This window comes from Acetobacterium paludosum (assembly GCF_008086595.1).
Taxonomy (GTDB): Bacteria; Bacillota; Clostridia; order Eubacteriales; family Eubacteriaceae; genus Acetobacterium; species Acetobacterium paludosum.
In genome coordinates this window covers 1-16314 of record NZ_RXYA01000015.1, presented here as the reverse complement: position 1 = coordinate 16314, position 16314 = coordinate 1, and the positions used below count along the sequence as shown (strand labels likewise).

At 37.9% G+C, this 16314-nt stretch carries 33 protein-coding genes; all 33 read right to left on the bottom strand.

Annotated features, from left to right (window positions below):
- Positions 1-69: 69 nt before the first annotated feature.
- Positions 70-699, bottom strand: coding sequence for a 30S ribosomal protein S4 (rpsD, locus tag FZC41_RS14405; RefSeq protein ID WP_148568144.1), 630 nt, complete (start codon positions 697-699; stop codon positions 70-72).
- Positions 700-714: 15 nt separating this feature from the next.
- Entirely contained in the window at positions 715-1107 is a 393-nt protein-coding gene (gene rpsK, locus FZC41_RS14400) for a 30S ribosomal protein S11 (protein ID WP_148568143.1), read from the bottom strand.
- A gap of 12 nt (positions 1108-1119) precedes the next feature.
- On the bottom strand, positions 1120-1485 hold the full coding sequence (gene rpsM, locus FZC41_RS14395; RefSeq protein WP_148568142.1) for a 30S ribosomal protein S13: 366 nt from the start codon (positions 1483-1485) through the stop codon (positions 1120-1122).
- Positions 1486-1638: 153 nt separating this feature from the next.
- Positions 1639-1752, bottom strand: a complete 114-nt coding sequence (rpmJ, locus tag FZC41_RS14390) for a 50S ribosomal protein L36 (RefSeq protein ID WP_148568141.1) — start codon at positions 1750-1752, stop codon at positions 1639-1641.
- A gap of 13 nt (positions 1753-1765) precedes the next feature.
- Positions 1766-1993, bottom strand: coding sequence for a translation initiation factor IF-1 (gene infA, locus FZC41_RS14385; RefSeq protein WP_026393614.1), 228 nt, complete (start codon positions 1991-1993; stop codon positions 1766-1768).
- Positions 1994-1996: 3 nt separating this feature from the next.
- The gene (locus FZC41_RS14380) at positions 1997-2299 is read right to left on the bottom strand and encodes a KOW domain-containing RNA-binding protein (RefSeq protein ID WP_148568140.1); all 303 of its coding nucleotides are present in this window, start codon (positions 2297-2299) and stop codon (positions 1997-1999) included.
- Between the two features lie 12 nt (positions 2300-2311).
- Positions 2312-3061: a type I methionyl aminopeptidase gene (gene map / locus FZC41_RS14375; RefSeq protein ID WP_148568139.1), complete on the bottom strand. Its 750-nt coding sequence runs from the start codon at positions 3059-3061 to the stop codon at positions 2312-2314.
- Positions 3058-3723, bottom strand: coding sequence for an adenylate kinase (locus FZC41_RS14370; protein ID WP_148568138.1), 666 nt, complete (start codon positions 3721-3723; stop codon positions 3058-3060). The genes map and FZC41_RS14370 overlap by 4 nt, the downstream gene beginning before the upstream one ends.
- A 23-nt stretch (positions 3724-3746) precedes the next feature.
- Positions 3747-5006 (bottom strand): preprotein translocase subunit SecY, encoded by a 1260-nt coding sequence (secY, locus tag FZC41_RS14365; RefSeq protein WP_148568137.1) that lies wholly within the window; start codon positions 5004-5006, stop codon positions 3747-3749.
- Position 5007: 1 nt separating this feature from the next.
- Positions 5008-5451: a 50S ribosomal protein L15 gene (gene rplO / locus FZC41_RS14360; RefSeq protein WP_148568136.1), complete on the bottom strand. Its 444-nt coding sequence runs from the start codon at positions 5449-5451 to the stop codon at positions 5008-5010.
- Between the two features lie 11 nt (positions 5452-5462).
- Positions 5463-5645 carry a 50S ribosomal protein L30 gene (gene rpmD / locus FZC41_RS14355; protein WP_148568135.1) on the bottom strand — a complete coding sequence of 61 codons (183 nt, stop codon included), beginning with the start codon at positions 5643-5645 and terminating at the stop codon, positions 5463-5465.
- An 11-nt stretch (positions 5646-5656) separates the two neighbouring features.
- Entirely contained in the window at positions 5657-6166 is a 510-nt protein-coding gene (rpsE, locus tag FZC41_RS14350; RefSeq protein WP_148568134.1) for a 30S ribosomal protein S5, read from the bottom strand.
- A gap of 17 nt (positions 6167-6183) precedes the next feature.
- Positions 6184-6552 (bottom strand): 50S ribosomal protein L18, encoded by a 369-nt coding sequence (gene rplR, locus FZC41_RS14345; protein ID WP_148568133.1) that lies wholly within the window; start codon positions 6550-6552, stop codon positions 6184-6186.
- Positions 6553-6592: 40 nt separating this feature from the next.
- Complete coding sequence (gene rplF / locus FZC41_RS14340; protein ID WP_148568132.1) at positions 6593-7129, bottom strand: 50S ribosomal protein L6; 537 nt, start codon at positions 7127-7129, stop codon at positions 6593-6595.
- Positions 7130-7153: 24 nt separating this feature from the next.
- The gene (gene rpsH / locus FZC41_RS14335; RefSeq protein ID WP_148568131.1) at positions 7154-7552 is read right to left on the bottom strand and encodes a 30S ribosomal protein S8; all 399 of its coding nucleotides are present in this window, start codon (positions 7550-7552) and stop codon (positions 7154-7156) included.
- Between the two features lie 33 nt (positions 7553-7585).
- Positions 7586-7771, bottom strand: a complete 186-nt coding sequence (locus tag FZC41_RS14330; RefSeq protein ID WP_148568130.1) for a type Z 30S ribosomal protein S14 — start codon at positions 7769-7771, stop codon at positions 7586-7588.
- A 13-nt stretch (positions 7772-7784) separates the two neighbouring features.
- A complete protein-coding gene (gene rplE, locus FZC41_RS14325; protein ID WP_148568129.1) occupies positions 7785-8327 on the bottom strand; it encodes a 50S ribosomal protein L5 in 543 nt (180 codons plus the stop codon).
- A gap of 20 nt (positions 8328-8347) precedes the next feature.
- Complete coding sequence (gene rplX, locus FZC41_RS14320; RefSeq protein ID WP_148568128.1) at positions 8348-8662, bottom strand: 50S ribosomal protein L24; 315 nt, start codon at positions 8660-8662, stop codon at positions 8348-8350.
- A 14-nt stretch (positions 8663-8676) separates the two neighbouring features.
- A complete protein-coding gene (rplN, locus tag FZC41_RS14315) occupies positions 8677-9045 on the bottom strand; it encodes a 50S ribosomal protein L14 (protein WP_148568127.1) in 369 nt (122 codons plus the stop codon).
- A 27-nt stretch (positions 9046-9072) separates the two neighbouring features.
- Positions 9073-9330, bottom strand: a complete 258-nt coding sequence (gene rpsQ / locus FZC41_RS14310; RefSeq protein WP_148568126.1) for a 30S ribosomal protein S17 — start codon at positions 9328-9330, stop codon at positions 9073-9075.
- A 28-nt stretch (positions 9331-9358) separates the two neighbouring features.
- Positions 9359-9562: a 50S ribosomal protein L29 gene (gene rpmC / locus FZC41_RS14305; RefSeq protein WP_148568125.1), complete on the bottom strand. Its 204-nt coding sequence runs from the start codon at positions 9560-9562 to the stop codon at positions 9359-9361.
- Positions 9559-9999, bottom strand: coding sequence for a 50S ribosomal protein L16 (gene rplP, locus FZC41_RS14300; RefSeq protein WP_148568124.1), 441 nt, complete (start codon positions 9997-9999; stop codon positions 9559-9561). Before rplP ends, rpmC begins: the two co-directional genes overlap by 4 nt.
- An 18-nt stretch (positions 10000-10017) precedes the next feature.
- The gene (gene rpsC / locus FZC41_RS14295; protein ID WP_148568123.1) at positions 10018-10740 is read right to left on the bottom strand and encodes a 30S ribosomal protein S3; all 723 of its coding nucleotides are present in this window, start codon (positions 10738-10740) and stop codon (positions 10018-10020) included.
- Positions 10741-10751: 11 nt separating this feature from the next.
- Positions 10752-11087 (bottom strand): 50S ribosomal protein L22, encoded by a 336-nt coding sequence (rplV, locus tag FZC41_RS14290; RefSeq protein ID WP_148568122.1) that lies wholly within the window; start codon positions 11085-11087, stop codon positions 10752-10754.
- Between the two features lie 18 nt (positions 11088-11105).
- Positions 11106-11384 carry a 30S ribosomal protein S19 gene (gene rpsS / locus FZC41_RS14285; protein WP_148568121.1) on the bottom strand — a complete coding sequence of 93 codons (279 nt, stop codon included), beginning with the start codon at positions 11382-11384 and terminating at the stop codon, positions 11106-11108.
- A 41-nt stretch (positions 11385-11425) separates the two neighbouring features.
- Positions 11426-12259: a 50S ribosomal protein L2 gene (gene rplB / locus FZC41_RS14280; RefSeq protein WP_148568120.1), complete on the bottom strand. Its 834-nt coding sequence runs from the start codon at positions 12257-12259 to the stop codon at positions 11426-11428.
- Between the two features lie 53 nt (positions 12260-12312).
- Complete coding sequence (gene rplW, locus FZC41_RS14275) at positions 12313-12603, bottom strand: 50S ribosomal protein L23 (protein ID WP_148568119.1); 291 nt, start codon at positions 12601-12603, stop codon at positions 12313-12315.
- On the bottom strand, positions 12603-13223 hold the full coding sequence (gene rplD, locus FZC41_RS14270) for a 50S ribosomal protein L4 (RefSeq protein WP_148568118.1): 621 nt from the start codon (positions 13221-13223) through the stop codon (positions 12603-12605). Before rplD ends, rplW begins: the two co-directional genes overlap by 1 nt.
- Before the next feature lie 29 nt (positions 13224-13252).
- Positions 13253-13882, bottom strand: coding sequence for a 50S ribosomal protein L3 (gene rplC, locus FZC41_RS14265; protein WP_148568117.1), 630 nt, complete (start codon positions 13880-13882; stop codon positions 13253-13255).
- 53 nt (positions 13883-13935) lie between these two features.
- The gene (gene rpsJ / locus FZC41_RS14260) at positions 13936-14244 is read right to left on the bottom strand and encodes a 30S ribosomal protein S10 (RefSeq protein WP_148568116.1); all 309 of its coding nucleotides are present in this window, start codon (positions 14242-14244) and stop codon (positions 13936-13938) included.
- Between the two features lie 287 nt (positions 14245-14531).
- Complete coding sequence (locus tag FZC41_RS14255) at positions 14532-15398, bottom strand: DegV family protein (RefSeq protein WP_148568115.1); 867 nt, start codon at positions 15396-15398, stop codon at positions 14532-14534.
- Positions 15391-15789: a DUF6483 family protein gene (locus FZC41_RS14250; RefSeq protein WP_148568114.1), complete on the bottom strand. Its 399-nt coding sequence runs from the start codon at positions 15787-15789 to the stop codon at positions 15391-15393. The genes FZC41_RS14255 and FZC41_RS14250 overlap by 8 nt, the downstream gene beginning before the upstream one ends.
- A gap of 184 nt (positions 15790-15973) precedes the next feature.
- Positions 15974-16314: EF-Tu C-terminal domain-related protein (locus FZC41_RS14245; protein WP_479715003.1), on the bottom strand; the 341-nt coding region annotated here is incomplete at its 5' end.

Genomic DNA, 16314 nt, shown 5'->3' with positions numbered 1-16314 from the left:
TCAAGACCCTCCTACTTATTTATAATCCATTCATTAACATGAGGGTTAATTGGTTCCCGAACATGTAGCCTATTTAGAATACAATTCAACAATAAGATGTTCAGCAATTTCGACATCAATGTCTTCTACTGCCGGTCTTCCAATGATTTTACCTGATAGAGTTTCAACATCTTTAGACAACCAAGGTACAACTGTTCTATTTTCGGTCACTTCTATAATGTCTTTGAATTTTTGAGACTTTTTACTCTTTGGTCGAACTTCAATTGTATCTCCTTCTCTGGTAATGTATGAAGGAATATTTATTTTTTTACCATTAATAAGGAAATGCTCATGATCTACTAATTGTCTAGCTTCCTTACGAGAAGTAGCTAAACCCAATCGATAAACCACATTATCTAAACGTGACTCTAAATGGATTAATAAATTATGACCGGTAATTCCCTTTTGTTTTTCAGCAATTTCAAAATATGATCTAAACTGTTTTTCCAATATTCCGTAAATACGTTTTGCTTTTTGTTTTTCACGTAATTGAAGTCCATATTCTGATATTTTTGTTCTTCTTTTTCCATGTTGGCCAGGTGGTGTTGGACGTCTCTCGAACGCACATTTATTCGTTGAATAACAACGTTCTCCCTTAAGGTACAATTTTGCACCTTCACGTCTACACTGTCTGCATGAAGCTTCTATATTTCTTGACATTTCTTCGCCCTCCTATTATACTCGTCGTCGCTTAGGTGGTCGACAACCGTTATGTGGAATAGGCGTAACATCTCGGATAAGGGTAATTTCCAATCCGGCCGCCTGTAAAGCACGAATAGCTGCCTCACGTCCTGAACCAGGGCCTCTGACTAAAACCTCTACAGTTTTTAATCCATGCTCCATGGCTCCTTTAGCAGCTTCTTCTGCTGCCATTTGGGAAGCAAAAGGCGTACTCTTACGAGAACCTTTAAAACCTAAACCACCAGAACTAGCCCAAGATAAAGCATTCCCGGACATATCTGTAATGGTAACAATTGTGTTGTTGAAAGAAGATTGAATATGGGCTTGACCACGTTCGATATTCTTTTTAACTTTTTTTACTTTTCTTCTCGATTTTTTTACTGCCATTATTAAGCCCTCCTATTTCTTTCTTCCAACTGTTCGTTTAGGGCCCTTACGTGTTCTGGCATTTGTCTTAGTCTTCTGTCCTCTGACTGGAAGACCTCGACGATGACGTAACCCTCTATAAGACCCAATTTCGATCAATCGTTTAATGTTTAAGTTTACTTCTCGACGAAGGTCTCCTTCAACAGTGTATTTTTCATCCAAGATATTTCTAAGATCATTAACTTCAGTTTCAGTCAAATCTTTAACTCTAGTATCAGGGTTGATATTCAAAGCTTTTAAGATCTGTAACGATCTAGAATGCCCAATACCATAAATATAAGTTAATCCAATTTCTACCCGCTTATCTCGGGGCAAATCGACTCCGGCAATTCTTGCCATAGGGTGTGTACCTCCTAAATTGTTTTCTAAATACTGAGGATTAAGTCGTGTTAGTGACGTAACTCATTAACTCTCAGCGATTTGTTTCGCTTTATCTCATGAACATGACTAAAATTGCCGCGGCCATGTTCTTTTTTTCTGGTTTCGACGGATTTAACCTTGTCGTTGTTTGTGTTTTGGGTTTTCGCAAATTACCATAACACGGCCATTCCTTTTAATGATTTTGCACTTTTCACAAATTTTTTTTACTGATGATCTAACTTTCATTTAAATGCCTCCTTTATGATTTCCCTTTCCCACGCCATACGATACGCCCGCGGGTCAAATCATATGGGGATAATTCAACAACTACCTTATCGCCAGGTAAAATACGAATATAATTCATACGAAGTTTTCCCGAAATATGTGCAGTTATCTGATGTCCATTTTCCAATTCTACTAAGAAAATAGTGTTAGGTAATGACTCCACAACAGAGCCTTCAACCTCGATAACATCTTTTTTGGCCATTGATCAAACCTCCTCACGATTCTCATCCCCAACACCATTAGGCATGTGATAGGACTCGAGTATTTTTCTAATCTCAGCGTTACTTATCTTTTTTCCATCTAATATTTTATCACGAATATCTGTGGCAATGTGATTCGTCTTCGCTAAGTGTTTGATCTTCTTTTTTTTTGGATTACTCACTTTACGAAGTTTTCCATTGCATACATAGGTGAACTGATCATCCAACACTTCAATAACCACCATAAACTGACCCTTATCACGACCAGCTACGGAACGAACCACTTGTCCAACTATAAAATCATTCATTTGCTCACCAACCTAGATCACTGTTAAAAGCTCAGGTTCGGCAGTTCCAGTTATCAATATCGTATGCTCAAAATGTGAAGAAAGCTTGCCATCTGTGGTGACAACCGTCCAGTCATTATCAAGCACAACGACATCATAGGTTCCAACATTCACCATTGGTTCAATAGCTAATGTCATTCCCTGACGCAAACGCGGTCCGTGTCCTTCTAATCCATAATTGGGGATCGGGGGATCTTCGTGCATTTTCTTTCCAACGCCATGTCCAACATAATCGCGAACGACTGAGAAACCATTTTCTTCAACATAAGTCTGTACTGCATTTGATATATCGGATAACCGATATCCTTCTCTTGCATAAACTATACCTTTGAAAAAAGATTCTCTGGTAACATCAATTAGTCTTTGTGCTTCTTCAGAAATATTTCCAACCCCATGGGTCATGGCTGCATCTCCGACGTAACCCTTGTAAGTTGCCCCAATATCGATACTGATAATATCACCTTCCAGTAGTTTGCGCTTGCCTGGAATACCATGAACGACTTCTTCGTTAACTGAAGCACAAATTGATTTTGGAAATCCTCCGTAACCCTTGAAAGTTGGAATCGCATCTGCATCCTTAATGAATTTTTCAACCGCGCGATCCAATTCCAGAGTTGTTATTCCCGGTCTTATCAATTTCCCCACCAAGGCATGGGCACCGGCGACAATACTGCCTGCATGCCTCATAAGTTCAATTTCCTTGTGAGATTTTATGGTTATCATATTATATTAACTCCGTCTAAAACTCTCTTTATGTCTTCAAAAACATCATTCATATTTTGGAGTCCATTAATATCAACAATCTTTTGTTTTTCTTTATAAAATGCTATCAGTGGTTCTGTTTGTTCCTGATATACCTGAATTCGTTTTTTCACCGTCTCAACCTTGTCATCTTCTCTTTGATACAAAGAAGCACTGTCAAAATCACAGACTCCTTCAACCTTGGGAGGATTAAAAATTACATGATAGGTTGCCTGACAGCTCGGACAGATTCTTCGTCCAGAAATCCTCTCGACTAAAACATCTAAAGGCACTTCTAAATTAATCGCGAAATCCAATTCCAAATTTCTTTTCTTGCTGATTCCATCTAAAGCTTCAGCCTGAAAAACGGTTCGTGGAAATCCATCCAGTAAAAAACCATAACCTGCACTCACAACGTCGTCATGAGTCAGACGATCCTCTACCATATCAACTACCAGATCATCCGGCACCAAAAGACCCTTTGCCATAAAATCTTTTGCTTTTTTTCCGAGGGGAGTATCATTGTTCATATTTTCTCTAAAAAGATCACCGGTTGAAATATGAGGGATATTGTAGGTTTCACAAATAAGTTTTGCCTGCGTCCCCTTACCAGCCCCCGGAGGTCCTAATAATACAATTCTCATTTCTCATTCATCTCCAGTTTATACTATGATTTTAAAAATCCCTGATGGTGTCTCATCATCATTTCTGACTCAAGCGTTTTGACTACTTCGAGAGCTACACCAACGACAATTAGAAGACTTGTTCCTCCAAATTGAAGATTGACTCCCATATAATCACCTACAAAAATAGGAATAATCGCAATGATCGCTAAAAATGCGCCACCAAATAATGTTAATCGATTCGTTATTCTTGACAAATAATCAACGGTTGGTTTTCCCGGTCGAATTCCCGGAACATAACCACCTTGTTTTTTAATATTGTCCGCTACATCATACGGATTAAATGTTACCGCCGTATAAAAATAAGTAAATGCAATAATTAATACCACATAGATAATTGTTGATGCCACTGATCCCCATGCAAAATAGGTTGTTACCCAATTTGCAAAAGCAGATGACGGAAAAAAGCTTGAAATTGTTGCTGGAAATAATGTTAACGAACTTGCAAAAATTACCGGAATAACTCCTGCCATGTTTACTCTCAATGGAATGTGAGTACTTTGACCGCCATACATTTTTCTTCCCACAACACGTTTTGCATATTGTACGGGAACTCTTCGTTGACCTTCATTAACTGCAACTACTCCAAATACAACAACAACTATAAACACAAGGAATAATATTAAGCTAATGGCGGTCATGGTTCCAATTGTAATATAATTATACATCTCAGAAATTCCAGAAGGAATTCTAGAAATGATGCTGACAAAAATAATCAGCGAAATACCATTACCAATGCCGTTTTCGGTGATCTGTTCACCTAAGTACATAAGAAAAGCTGTTCCTGCAGTAATACATAAAACAACTGTAAAGACAGTTAGTGTTGTCTTCTCCGTCAGTAAATCACCAAAGGATAAACTTATCCCCAGAGCCTGGATTATCGCTAAAAGTATTGTTAAAAAACGTGTGTACTGTGCTAGCTTTTTACGTCCTTCTTCACCTTCTTTTTGCAATTTTTCCAAAGCCGGAATAGCAAATGCCAGTAGATTCATGATGATCGATGCATTAATATACGGAGTGATACTCATGGCAAATATAGTAAACTTACCAAAGTTACCTCCAGAAATAATGTTAAACAATCCAAACATTCCATTGCCATTGACAAGTGAACTTAACTGTGTAAGGTCAATAAACGGGATCGGTATGAAGGATCCCAATCGATATACAAACAGCAATGCTAGGGTGAATAATATCTTCCGTCGCAGATCTGGTATTTTCCAAGCATCCTTCAAAGTAGAGACCATATTAGATCACCTCTACCTTTCCTCCTCCAGCGAGAATCTTCTCCTCAGCCGATTTGCTGATTTTATGCGCTTTTATTGTAAATGCCTTTTCAACTTCTCCGTTTCCAAGGATTTTCACGCCGTCTCTTAATTTTCTAACAAAGCCATATTCCATTAATAACTCTGGTGTAATAACTGTGTTTTCATCAAATGCATTAAGATCTCCAACATTTACGATAGCAAATATTTTTTTGAATCGAGCATTTGAAAATCCGCGTTTAGGTAAACGTCTTGCCAACGGCATTTGTCCACCTTCAAAACCGACTCTAACACCACCGCCAGAACGAGATTTCTGTCCATCAGATCCACGACCAGCTGTTTTTCCAAGACCAGAACCGGTACCTCGTCCTTTACGCTTGTTTGCCTTTTTAGAACCTGGAGCTGGACTTAAAGTATGTAACTTCATATTGACGCCTCCTATACTTCTTTTACGTCGAGCATAAAATCTGTATGATGAATCATGCCGCGAATTTGAGGGGTATCATTATGCGTTACGGTCTGTCTAATTTTCTTTAAGCCTAAAGCCTCAATCGTTGCACGTTGTTTTTTATTGCGTCCAATCAGACTTTTCTTAAGGGTAATTTCTAATTGTTTAGCCATAATGACTCCTCCTAATCTATTATTTCTTCAGGTTTCTTACCACGTTTTGCTGCGACTTCTTCTAGTGTCGTTAATCCAGCCAGGCCTGCCATTGTAGCATTAACCATATTACGTGCGTTGTTTGATCCTAAAGATTTAGTACGAATATCTCTTACTCCAGCTAATTCTAGAACTGCTCGAACGGGTCCTCCAGCGATAACGCCAGTACCTTTTCCAGCAGGTTTTAGTAAGACATGACCAGCGCCAGCTTCACCATTAATTGCATGTGGAATGGTTGTTCCAACCATTGGCACTTTAATTAATGATTTCTTTGCTTCATCAATGCCTTTACGAATAGCATCTGGAATTTCCATTGCTTTTCCTTTACCGACGCCAACATGACCGTTTTCGTCTCCAACAATCACAAGACAGCTGAATCTGAAGTTACGACCACCTTTTACAACCTTTGTAACTCGGTTGATAGCGACTACTTTTTCCTTCAATTCTGGCAATGTACTTGGATCGATTTTTTTGTTTTGCATCAAATGACCTCCTTTACTTAGAATTTCAGGCCGGCTTCACGAGCGCCATCAGCCAATTCTTTTACTCTACCATGATATACATAACCGCCTCTATCAAATACAACGGCTTCGATTCCTTTTTCAAGGGCACGTTTTGCGACTGCTTGTCCAACTACTTTCGCAGCAGATTTATTTCCTCCATTTGATAACTGACCTTTAAGATCAGAGTCATTGGAAGAAGCGGAAACCAATGTGATACCTTTTGTATCATCAATAATTTGAGCATAAATATTTTTATTACTTCTAAACACGTTCAAACGTGGTTTCATTTCAGTTCCAGAAATCTTATTTCTGACCCGATAATGACGTGCGACACGTAATTTATTTTTAATGGGTTTCTTGATCATCGAGTTTCACTCCCTTCATTATCTTTGACGGGTTAGCAGGCTATTTCCCTGTTTTACCTTCTTTACGTCTAACTACTTCATCAGCATATCTTACGCCATGACCCTTATATGGTTCAGGTGGACGTTTTGCGCGAATGTTGGCGGCATAAGCCCCCACTGCTTCTTTGCTAATGCCTTTGATGACGACTTTTGTATTCGTCTCCGGAACAGATTCGACTCCTTCAGGATCTTCCATCTCTACCGGATGTGAAAACCCTAAATTCATTACCAACTTGTTCCCTTTTTTTTCTGCTCTATATCCTACTCCACTGATTTCCAATGTTTTTGTAAAGCCCTTGGTAACGCCTGTAACCATATTTTGAATTAAAGCACGTGTTAAACCATGAAGCGATTTATGCAGCTTACTTTCAGATGGACGTGAGACAACGACTTCGCTCTCTTGAACATCGATGATGATATCAGGATGAAATGTTCTAACCAGTTGTCCTAACGGACCTTTGACCGTCAAGGTTTGACCATCTTTTTGAATGTCGACTCCCTGGAGGATCACAACGGGTGCTTTCCCAATTCTTGACATCTTTTTACCTCCTGTCTTAATTTGTTACCAAACGTAACATATCACTTCGCCGCCAACACCGGCTTTTCTTGCTTTTTTATCTGTCATAACACCTTTTGATGTGGATATGATAGCAATGCCAAGACCATTTAAAACCTTTGGCACTTCATCTTTTCCTGCATATACTCTTAAACCGGGTTTAGAAATTCTTTTAATGCCTGCTACGACACGACTTTTATTTTCTCCATATTTAAGAGCAATTTTAATTATTCCTTGTTTTTCATCTGTGATGTAATCGACTTTATTAATATAACCTTCTTCTAAAAGAATTTGAGCAATCGCTTTCTTTTCTTTAGAAGCAGGCATCTCAACCATTTTATGACCTGCATTGTTTGCATTTCTAATGCGTGTTAACATATCCGCAATGGGATCAGTCATAACCATACTCGGTACCTCCTTTTCTGTGCTAGTTTGTTTTTACCAGCTTGCTTTTCTTACGCCAGGAATCTCGCCTTTATATGCTAATTCTCGGAAACATATACGACAAACACCGAATTTTTTTAAAACAGAATGTGGTCGTCCACAAATTCGACATCTAGTATATTCCTGAGTTGAATACTTTTGTTTTTTTTGTTGCTTTACTTTCATTGATTTTTTTGCCACTTTAACGTCCTCCTTATGCTCTACTGAATGGAATGCCAAGCAGTCTTAACAGTTCATGAGCTTCTTCATCTGTTTTTGCCGTTGTGACAAACATAATATCCAAGCCTCTGACCTTTTCGACCTTGTCATAATCAATTTCAGGAAAAATGAGTTGTTCCTTAATACCAAAAGCATAATTACCACGTCCATCAAAGGATTTGTTTGATAAACCTCTGAAGTCACGCACTCTAGGAAGGGCAACATTAAATAACTTATCCGTGAATTCGTACATGCGATCACTTCTTAGAGTTACTTTCGCTCCAATGTTCATGCCTTCTCGGACTTTAAAATTAGCAACTGACTTTTTCGCTTTTGTAATTATTGGTCTTTGACCAGCTATTATTCCAAGGTCAATCACTGCTGCTTCTAAAGCTTTAGAGTTATCTTTGCAATCTCCTAAACCCATGTTAAGTATAACTTTTTCAAGTTTAGGAACTTCCATGATATTTTTATATTGAAATTTTTCCATTAAAGCTGGAATCACTTCAGTAAGATATTTGTCTTTTAATCTGGGCATATTGATCCTCCTTCCCGAAATTAATTATTAAATGTTTCATTGCATTTTTTACAGTATCTAACTTTTTTGCCATCACTCAACACTTTATGTCCGGTTCTTACACCTTTATCACATTTAGGGCAATATATCAAGACGTTAGAAGCCTGAAGGCTTCCTTCTTGTTTAACAATACCACCTTGTTGCATTTGTTGTGTTGGTTTTTGATGCTTAGTTACCATATTTACATTTTCCACAAGGACTTTTCCATCTTTAGGATAAGATTGAATCACTTTTCCTTTTTTTCCTTTGTCCTTACCGGAAATAACCATTACGATATCATCTTTTTTAATATGCATCTTTCATTTCCTCCTTAAAGTACTTCAGGAGCCAAAGATACGATTTTCATGTATTTCTTGTCCCTTAGCTCTCTTGCGACAGGTCCAAAAATACGAGTACCTTTTGGGTTTTTATCATCTTTTATAAGAACCGCTGCATTTTGGTCGAACTTTATGTAACTTCCATCGTCTCTTCTGATTCCACTTTTTGTTCTTACGACAACGGCTTTAACAACGTCGCCTTTTTTAACATCGCCACCGGGTGCAGCACTTTTAACAGCACACACGATAACATCCCCGATATTTGCATATCGACGACCGGAACCACCAAGAACTCGGATGCACAATAATTCCTTTGCACCGGTATTATCTGCTACTTTTAGTCTCGATTCTTGTTGAATCATCCGAAATACCTCCTTCCGCACATTAACTTATAGTGCTTTTTCTACGATTTCTACTAATCTCCAACGTTTGTCTTTGCTCAATGGTCTTGTTTCCATTATTTTTACGGTATCACCGATTTTACATTCGTTTTGTTCGTCATGGGCTTTAAACTTTACAGTCTTTTTGACTCGTTTTTGGTATAAAGGATGCTTTCCAAAGCTTTCAACTGCAACAACAATTGTTTTTTCCATCTTATCGCTGACAACTTTACCAACTCGAGTTTTTCTGTAATTTCTTTCTTCCATAAGCTAAACCTCCTTATCTATTGGTTTATTATGCTTCGTCTGACTTCATTGCACGTTCTTGCATAATTGTTTTGATGCGTGCATAAGTCTTCTTGACATCTTTGATGCGCATTGGATTTTCCAACTGGCCTGTAGCATGTTGAAATCTCAAATTGAATAACTCTTCTTTAAGGTCACCCAATTTTTCGGTAAGTTCTAAATTCGATAATTCTCTTAATTCACTTGGTTTCATGACTCATCACCCACTTCTTGCGCTTCCTGATCTTTGCGAGTGATAAATTTTGTCTTAATTGGCAATTTATGCTGAGCAAGACGCATCGCTTCCCGAGCAATCTCCTCAGGAATTCCGGCAATCTCAAACATTACTCTACCTGGTTTTACCACTGCAACCCAATACTCTGGCGAACCTTTACCGGAACCCATACGAGTTTCTGCTGGTTTCTTTGTAACAGGTTTATCTGGAAATATTTTAATCCAGACCTGACCACCTCTTTTAATATATCTGGTCATAGCAACACGAGCAGCTTCTATCTGATTTGCAGTAATCCATGCTGGTTCTAGTGCTTGAATAGCGTAATCTCCATAGGTAATTTTATTACCACGAAGTGCTTTTCCTTTCATACGACCTCTATGTACTTTTCTACGTTTTACACGTTTAGGCATTAACATATACGTTGTCCTCCTCTCTTAGTTTTCTGTCCTGTTAGTAGGAGCTTTACGACGAGTGTTTTTTTTAGCTTTTGCATCATCTTCAGCAGTAACCGCTAAAACATCTTCACGTCCCGTTAAAATTTCACCTTTATTGACCCAAACCTTCACGCCTACTTTACCGTAGGTGGTGTCAGCTTCAGCAAAACCGTAGCTAATATCAGCTCTTAGAGTTTGAAGTGGCACTTGGCCTTGAGCATAATGCTCATTACGTGCCATTTCAGCACCATTCAAACGTCCTGCTACTGCAGTTTTAATACCCTTTGCTCCGGCTCGCATGGTTCGTTGCATTGTTTGTTTCATTGCACGACGGAAAGAAATTCTTCTTTCTAATTGCGCTGCGATATTTTCGGCAATAAGCTGCGCATCCATATCGACATTTTTAACCTCTACAATATTAATGAACACAGTTTTTTTGGTCATTTTTTCAAGTTCAAGTCGTAAAGTATCGATACCTGCACCACCACGACCTATAATCATGCCTGGTTTAGCAGTAAAGATATGAATCTTGACCTTGTTACCAAAACGTTCAATAACTATTTTAGAAATACCCGCCTGGTATTGATTTACTTTTATATATTTTCGAATATCGTGATCTTCAATTAAACAATCTGCAAAATCTCTGTCGTTAGCAAACCATTTTGCATTCCAGTCCTTAATAACGCCAACTCTAAATCCGTGAGGATTGACTTTTTGACCCATCTATGCCCTCCTTACTCTTTTTCTTTTAATACGGCTGTAATATGAGACGATCTCTTTCGAATAATCATGGCACGTCCCTGTGCACCCGCTCTGAATCTTTTTAGTGTAGGACCCTGATTAGCATATACTTGATCAATATATAAATTTTCAGGATTCATATTAAAATTGTTTTCAGCATTTGCTAAAGCAGATTTTACAACTTTATCAATTATTTTCGCTGCTTTATTTGGTGTTAATGCTAAAATACTTAATGCTTCTCCAATGCTTTTGCCTCGAATTAAATCAGCCACTAACTTAGCCTTTCTGGATGAAACACGTACATATTTAGCTGTCGCTCTTGCTTCCATTCGTATACCTCCTTCTGGCTATTTTAATTTAGATTTCTTTTCTCCAGCATGACCTCTGAAGGTTCTGGTTGGCGCAAACTCACCGAGTTTGTGTCCTACCATATCTTCGGTAACATAAACTGGAACATGTTTTCTTCCATCATGAACTGCGATGGTATGGCCTACCATTTGTGGAAAAAGTGTGGAGCTTCTTGACCATGTCTTCAATACATTCTTTTCATCTTTTTCGTTCATTGCTTCGATGCGTTTAAGTAACTTTTCGTCACAAAAAGGTCCCTTTTTTAATGATCTACCCATTGTTCATCCTCCTCTCGATTCGTCATCTTATGGTTGAGTGTTTATTTTTTATTTCTTGATCTTACAATATATTTATCGGAAGGTTTATTTTTCTTACGTGTTTTATAACCCATCGCTGGTTTACCCCAAGGAGTAACTGGACCAGAACGTCCGATTGGTGCTTTTCCTTCACCACCACCATGTGGATGGTCATTTGGATTCATTACCGAACCACGTACAGTTGGTCGAATGCCCATATGTCTTTTACGACCAGCTTTACCAATTCGCACATTTTGATGGTCTAAATTTCCTACTTGACCAATTGTAGCTCGACATTCAATTCGAACCAGTCTCATTTCTCCAGAAGGCAATCTCAGTGTCGCATAATTCCCATCTTTCGCCATAAGTTGTGCACTTGTTCCAGCTGAGCGAACCAATTGTGCGCCTTTGCCTGCTTTTAACTCAACATTATGAATGGTTGTACCAACTGGGATGTTTTTCAATGGCAAACAATTACCAATGGTGATATCTGATTCAGGTCCTGAAACGATAACATCGCCAACTTTTAATTTTAATGGTGCAACAATATAACGTTTTTCACCATCTGCATAGTGAATTAATGCTATATTTGAGCTTCTATTTGGATCGTATTCAATTCCTGCGATTTTTCCAGGAACGTTATCTTTATTTCTTTTAAAATCAATAATTCGATATTTTCTTTTTGCTCCACCACCATGATGTCTAACGGTGATACGACCGTATGCGTTACGGCCTGCGTGTTTTTTTAGTGGTGACAATAAAGATTTTTCAGGCACAGTTTTAGTGATTTCCTCGAATGTATTGACACTCATATTTCTACGCCCAGGGGACGTTGGTTTATACTTTCTAATACCCATTATTCGCTACCTCCTTTTTGTATGCTTCTCGGGTTGTAGTCTCGCTTATGTGATTATACGCCTTCGAAGAATTGGATGCCCTTACTTCCAGGTGTTAACTTCACGATGGCCTTTTTCCAATTAGATCTTCGGCCAACGAAACGTCCGGTTCTTTTTATTTTTCCATTCATATTCATTGTGTTTACTTTTTCAACTTCAACACCGAATATTACTTCAATTGCATTTTTTATTTCAATTTTATTCGCTCTTTTATCTACTTTAAATGTAAACTTTTTTTCTTCTGCATCTGCCATACTACGTTCTGTAATAATTGGCTTGATGATAATATCACGAGGATTTTTCATTATGCGTATACCTCCTCAATTTTTTCTAATGCTTCCTGAGTCATAATCAATATATCATACTTCAACATATCATATACATTCAATTCATTGACCGTCGTGGTTGCGACTTTAGGAATATTGCTTGCTGAACGAATAACTGCTTCATTATTTTCTGGAAGTACAATCAAGGCTTTTTGAACATTGATATTATTCAGTACGGCAATCATTTCTTTTGTTTTTGGGACATCCATCGCTAATTGATTTAATACGCGAATTTCATTGTCCTGTGCTTTTGCCGAGAAAACTGATTTCATGGCTAAAGCTTTAACTTTTTTATTAACTTTTTTGCTGTAGTCTCTTGATTTCGGTGCAAATACCACACCGCCGCCCTTCCACAATGGAGATCGGATTGTGCCGGCACGAGCCCGACCTGTTCCTTTTTGTCTCCAAGGTTTTCGACCACCGCCACGTACTTCCGAACGTGTCAAAGCTGAGCGTGTTCCTTGTCGTCTATTTGCAAGCAGTGCTACCACTACTTCATGTACTACATACTCGTTGGGTTCGATTCCGAAGATTCCTTCGCTTAACTCGACATCACCAACAACATTTCCTTTTACATCTAAAATGTCAATTTTAGGCATTTGATTTCCTCCTTTCAGGCTTGATTTTTTTATGCTTTAACGCTGCTTTTAATTGTAATAAGTGCTCCTCTGATGCCTGGTACCGCACCCCTGATTAAGAGTACATTGTCTTCAACATCAACTTTAACAACTTCTAAATTAATAGCAGTCACATTTTTGTTTCCCATTTGGCCAGGAAGCTTCTTTCCTTTAAAAACTCTTGCAGGAGAAGAACACGCTCCCATGGAACCTGGTCTTCTGTGATATTTTGAACCATGAGCCATCGGTCCTCTGGATTGGCCATGTCGTTTAATGACCCCCTGGAATCCCTTACCCTTTGATTTACCTGAAATATCAACATGATCTCCAGATTCAAACATATCAGCCTGAATCAATTGTCCCGTTTCATAGCTTGCATAATCATCAAGCTTAAATTCACGGATTACTTTTTTATATTCCACACTGTTTTTGTCATAATGACCCTTTAAAGGTTTTGTCATTCGACGTTCCTTCACTTCACCGAAAGCCAATTGAAGAGCTTCATATCCATCAACTTCAATGGTTTTCTTTTGAAGCACAACACAAGGTCCTGCTTCAACTACAGTTACAGGAATAACAGTGCCATCTTCTGTGAAAATCTGTGTCATTCCAATTTTTCTACCAATAATCGCTTTTTTCATTGTTTCCTCCTAAATATCATTGGATTGCTGAGCAATCATAATACCATTGGGGTCTATAGTTTAATTTCTATATCAACGCCTGCTGGTAAGTTCAATCGCATTAATGCATCCACAGTTTTTGGTGTTGGATTTAAAATATCAATCAACCGTTTGTGTGTGCGCATTTCAAATTGTTCTCTAGAATCTTTGTACTTATGCACTGCACGAAGAATCGTAATGATTTCTTTGTCTGTTGGCAGTGGCACCGGACCAGATACGCTAGCACCTGTTCTCTTTGCTGTTTCAACAATTCGTTCAGCTGATTGATCTAAAATTTTATGATCAAACGCTTTCAACCTGATTCTAATCTTTTGTTTTGCCATACCTAAATTTTACCTCCTTATTTATTTCTAATCGTCATTTAGGTACTCCAATCACGTGTCAACCCATCCGGGTGTTTCATCATTATTTTTTTCAAAATGACTAAAGTCATTCTGATGGAATTGTATGATATTCGTGATTGTCGTCCGATTCTTAGATCGTGACATACTCCGTGAAAATTAACCTGTCTAAGGCGACAGCAACCTCTCACTTCATCGCAGAGTGTCAACCTTCCCTATTATACAAGAAAAAAACGCCTTTAGCAAGCGTTTTTTTGAAGTTTTTCTATTTATTTTAATATTTTTTCCGGAGGCATGTCCAGAAAATATATTCCTGTACCTTGAAGTCCTAAATGGGCTGCTAAAACACAGCCAATCGGTACCGGTTCAATTTTTGTAACGCCCATTTCTCGCAAAGCACTTTCATACTCTTCAACTGGTTTCATGGAACCAGTATATGCTATGCCAACGTTCTGGTCAAGATAATCCTTAATATTTTGAGCGGTTATTTCGACAACTGTTCTTTGCGCTTTTTTACTTCCCCGAGATTTGCCAATGACTTTTAATTCTCCATTTTCAACCGATACGATGGGATGAATTTTCAGAAAGCCGCCAACAACTGCTGTCCCCTTGGATACTCGACCACCCATGTATAACCAATTCAAATCTTCGATACTAAAATAGAAATGAGCATGAGGAATGAATTTCTTTGCTGCATCAGCCAAATACTCAAGATTTTTTCCCTGTTCAATAAGTTTTAAAAGTTCTACTGCTATAATGGCTATACTTCCCCCGCTGTGAAGGCTATCAACTATTTTACATTTAAAATCCGGATATTTTTCTAAAACATCTTTTAAAACAAAGCCCGCTGTTTCATAACTTCCTGACAGCTTTGAAGAGAATGTAAGATACAGACATTCTTCGTTATTTTTTGCGCATTTTTCGAAATATTCGATAAAATCTCCTGGATTTACTTGGGACGTGGTAGGCACGATCCCCTGTTCCATAAATTCATTCATCCTTCTTAAATCAATTTCTCTTTTATCCCGATATGCTTTTCCTTCAATGATTACATTTAATGAAACCATATCTAAATTCGGATGGTTTACATAATCTTTAGGTAAATCACACATACTATCAACCAAGAGTCTAATCATTTCTTACTTCTTTCCAATTCCGTCTATTAGAATCATTGTATTTTTTCTGATAAATTTCTTTTATCTGATCTAAGCTTTCAAATGCTTCTTCTCGAGAATAATTTTGTTCCTGTAAATATTCATCACTCATTTTAAAAACTTCCGAATAGAATTTTTCTGACAATTTCAGATGTTCAAGTTTAGGATTTTTTTCAATTGTTTCAAACAAAGCATTCTCAGCTTCATTTATTTTTCCATTATAAATCATTTCCTGGAAATGATAAAACAAGTAATCATCTTCGATCATTGCAACTTGTTCTTTATCAATTTCAAATTTCTCTTTTCGGAATATTTCGATTACAAATTTAGAAAAGCTTTCAATTTCTCGCATGAGGAAATCATTTTTTAACATCTTATTCTCTTATCGCTTTCTTCGTTATTTGTTATTTGTTATAGATGATACCATAAATCATATCCCTTTTCCTATCAAATATTGTTTTTGTGAATTTTTCACGTTAAAAAGACCGTCTCTCAGAATGAGAGGCGGTCTTTTATTCATTAAATTTTTACATGTTTTTCGAAAACTAGCTGCAACTTTAGTCTACGATAATTTTCGCAACGACTCCGGATCCAACTGTTCTTCCGCCTTCACGAATAGCGAAACGTAAGCCTTCTTCAATCGCGATTGGTGTAATCAAGGTGATCTCCATTTGAACGTTATCTCCCGGCATTACCATTTCCACGCCATCCGGCAATTTGATGACACCTGTTACATCAGTTGTTCTGAAGTAAAACTGTGGTCTGTATCCATCAAAGAATGGAGTATGACGTCCGCCTTCTTCTTTGGTTAGCACATATACTTCTGATGTGAAGTGAGTATGAGGATGAATGGAGCCTGGTTTAGCCAGTACTTGACCACGTTCGATTTGTGTCCGGT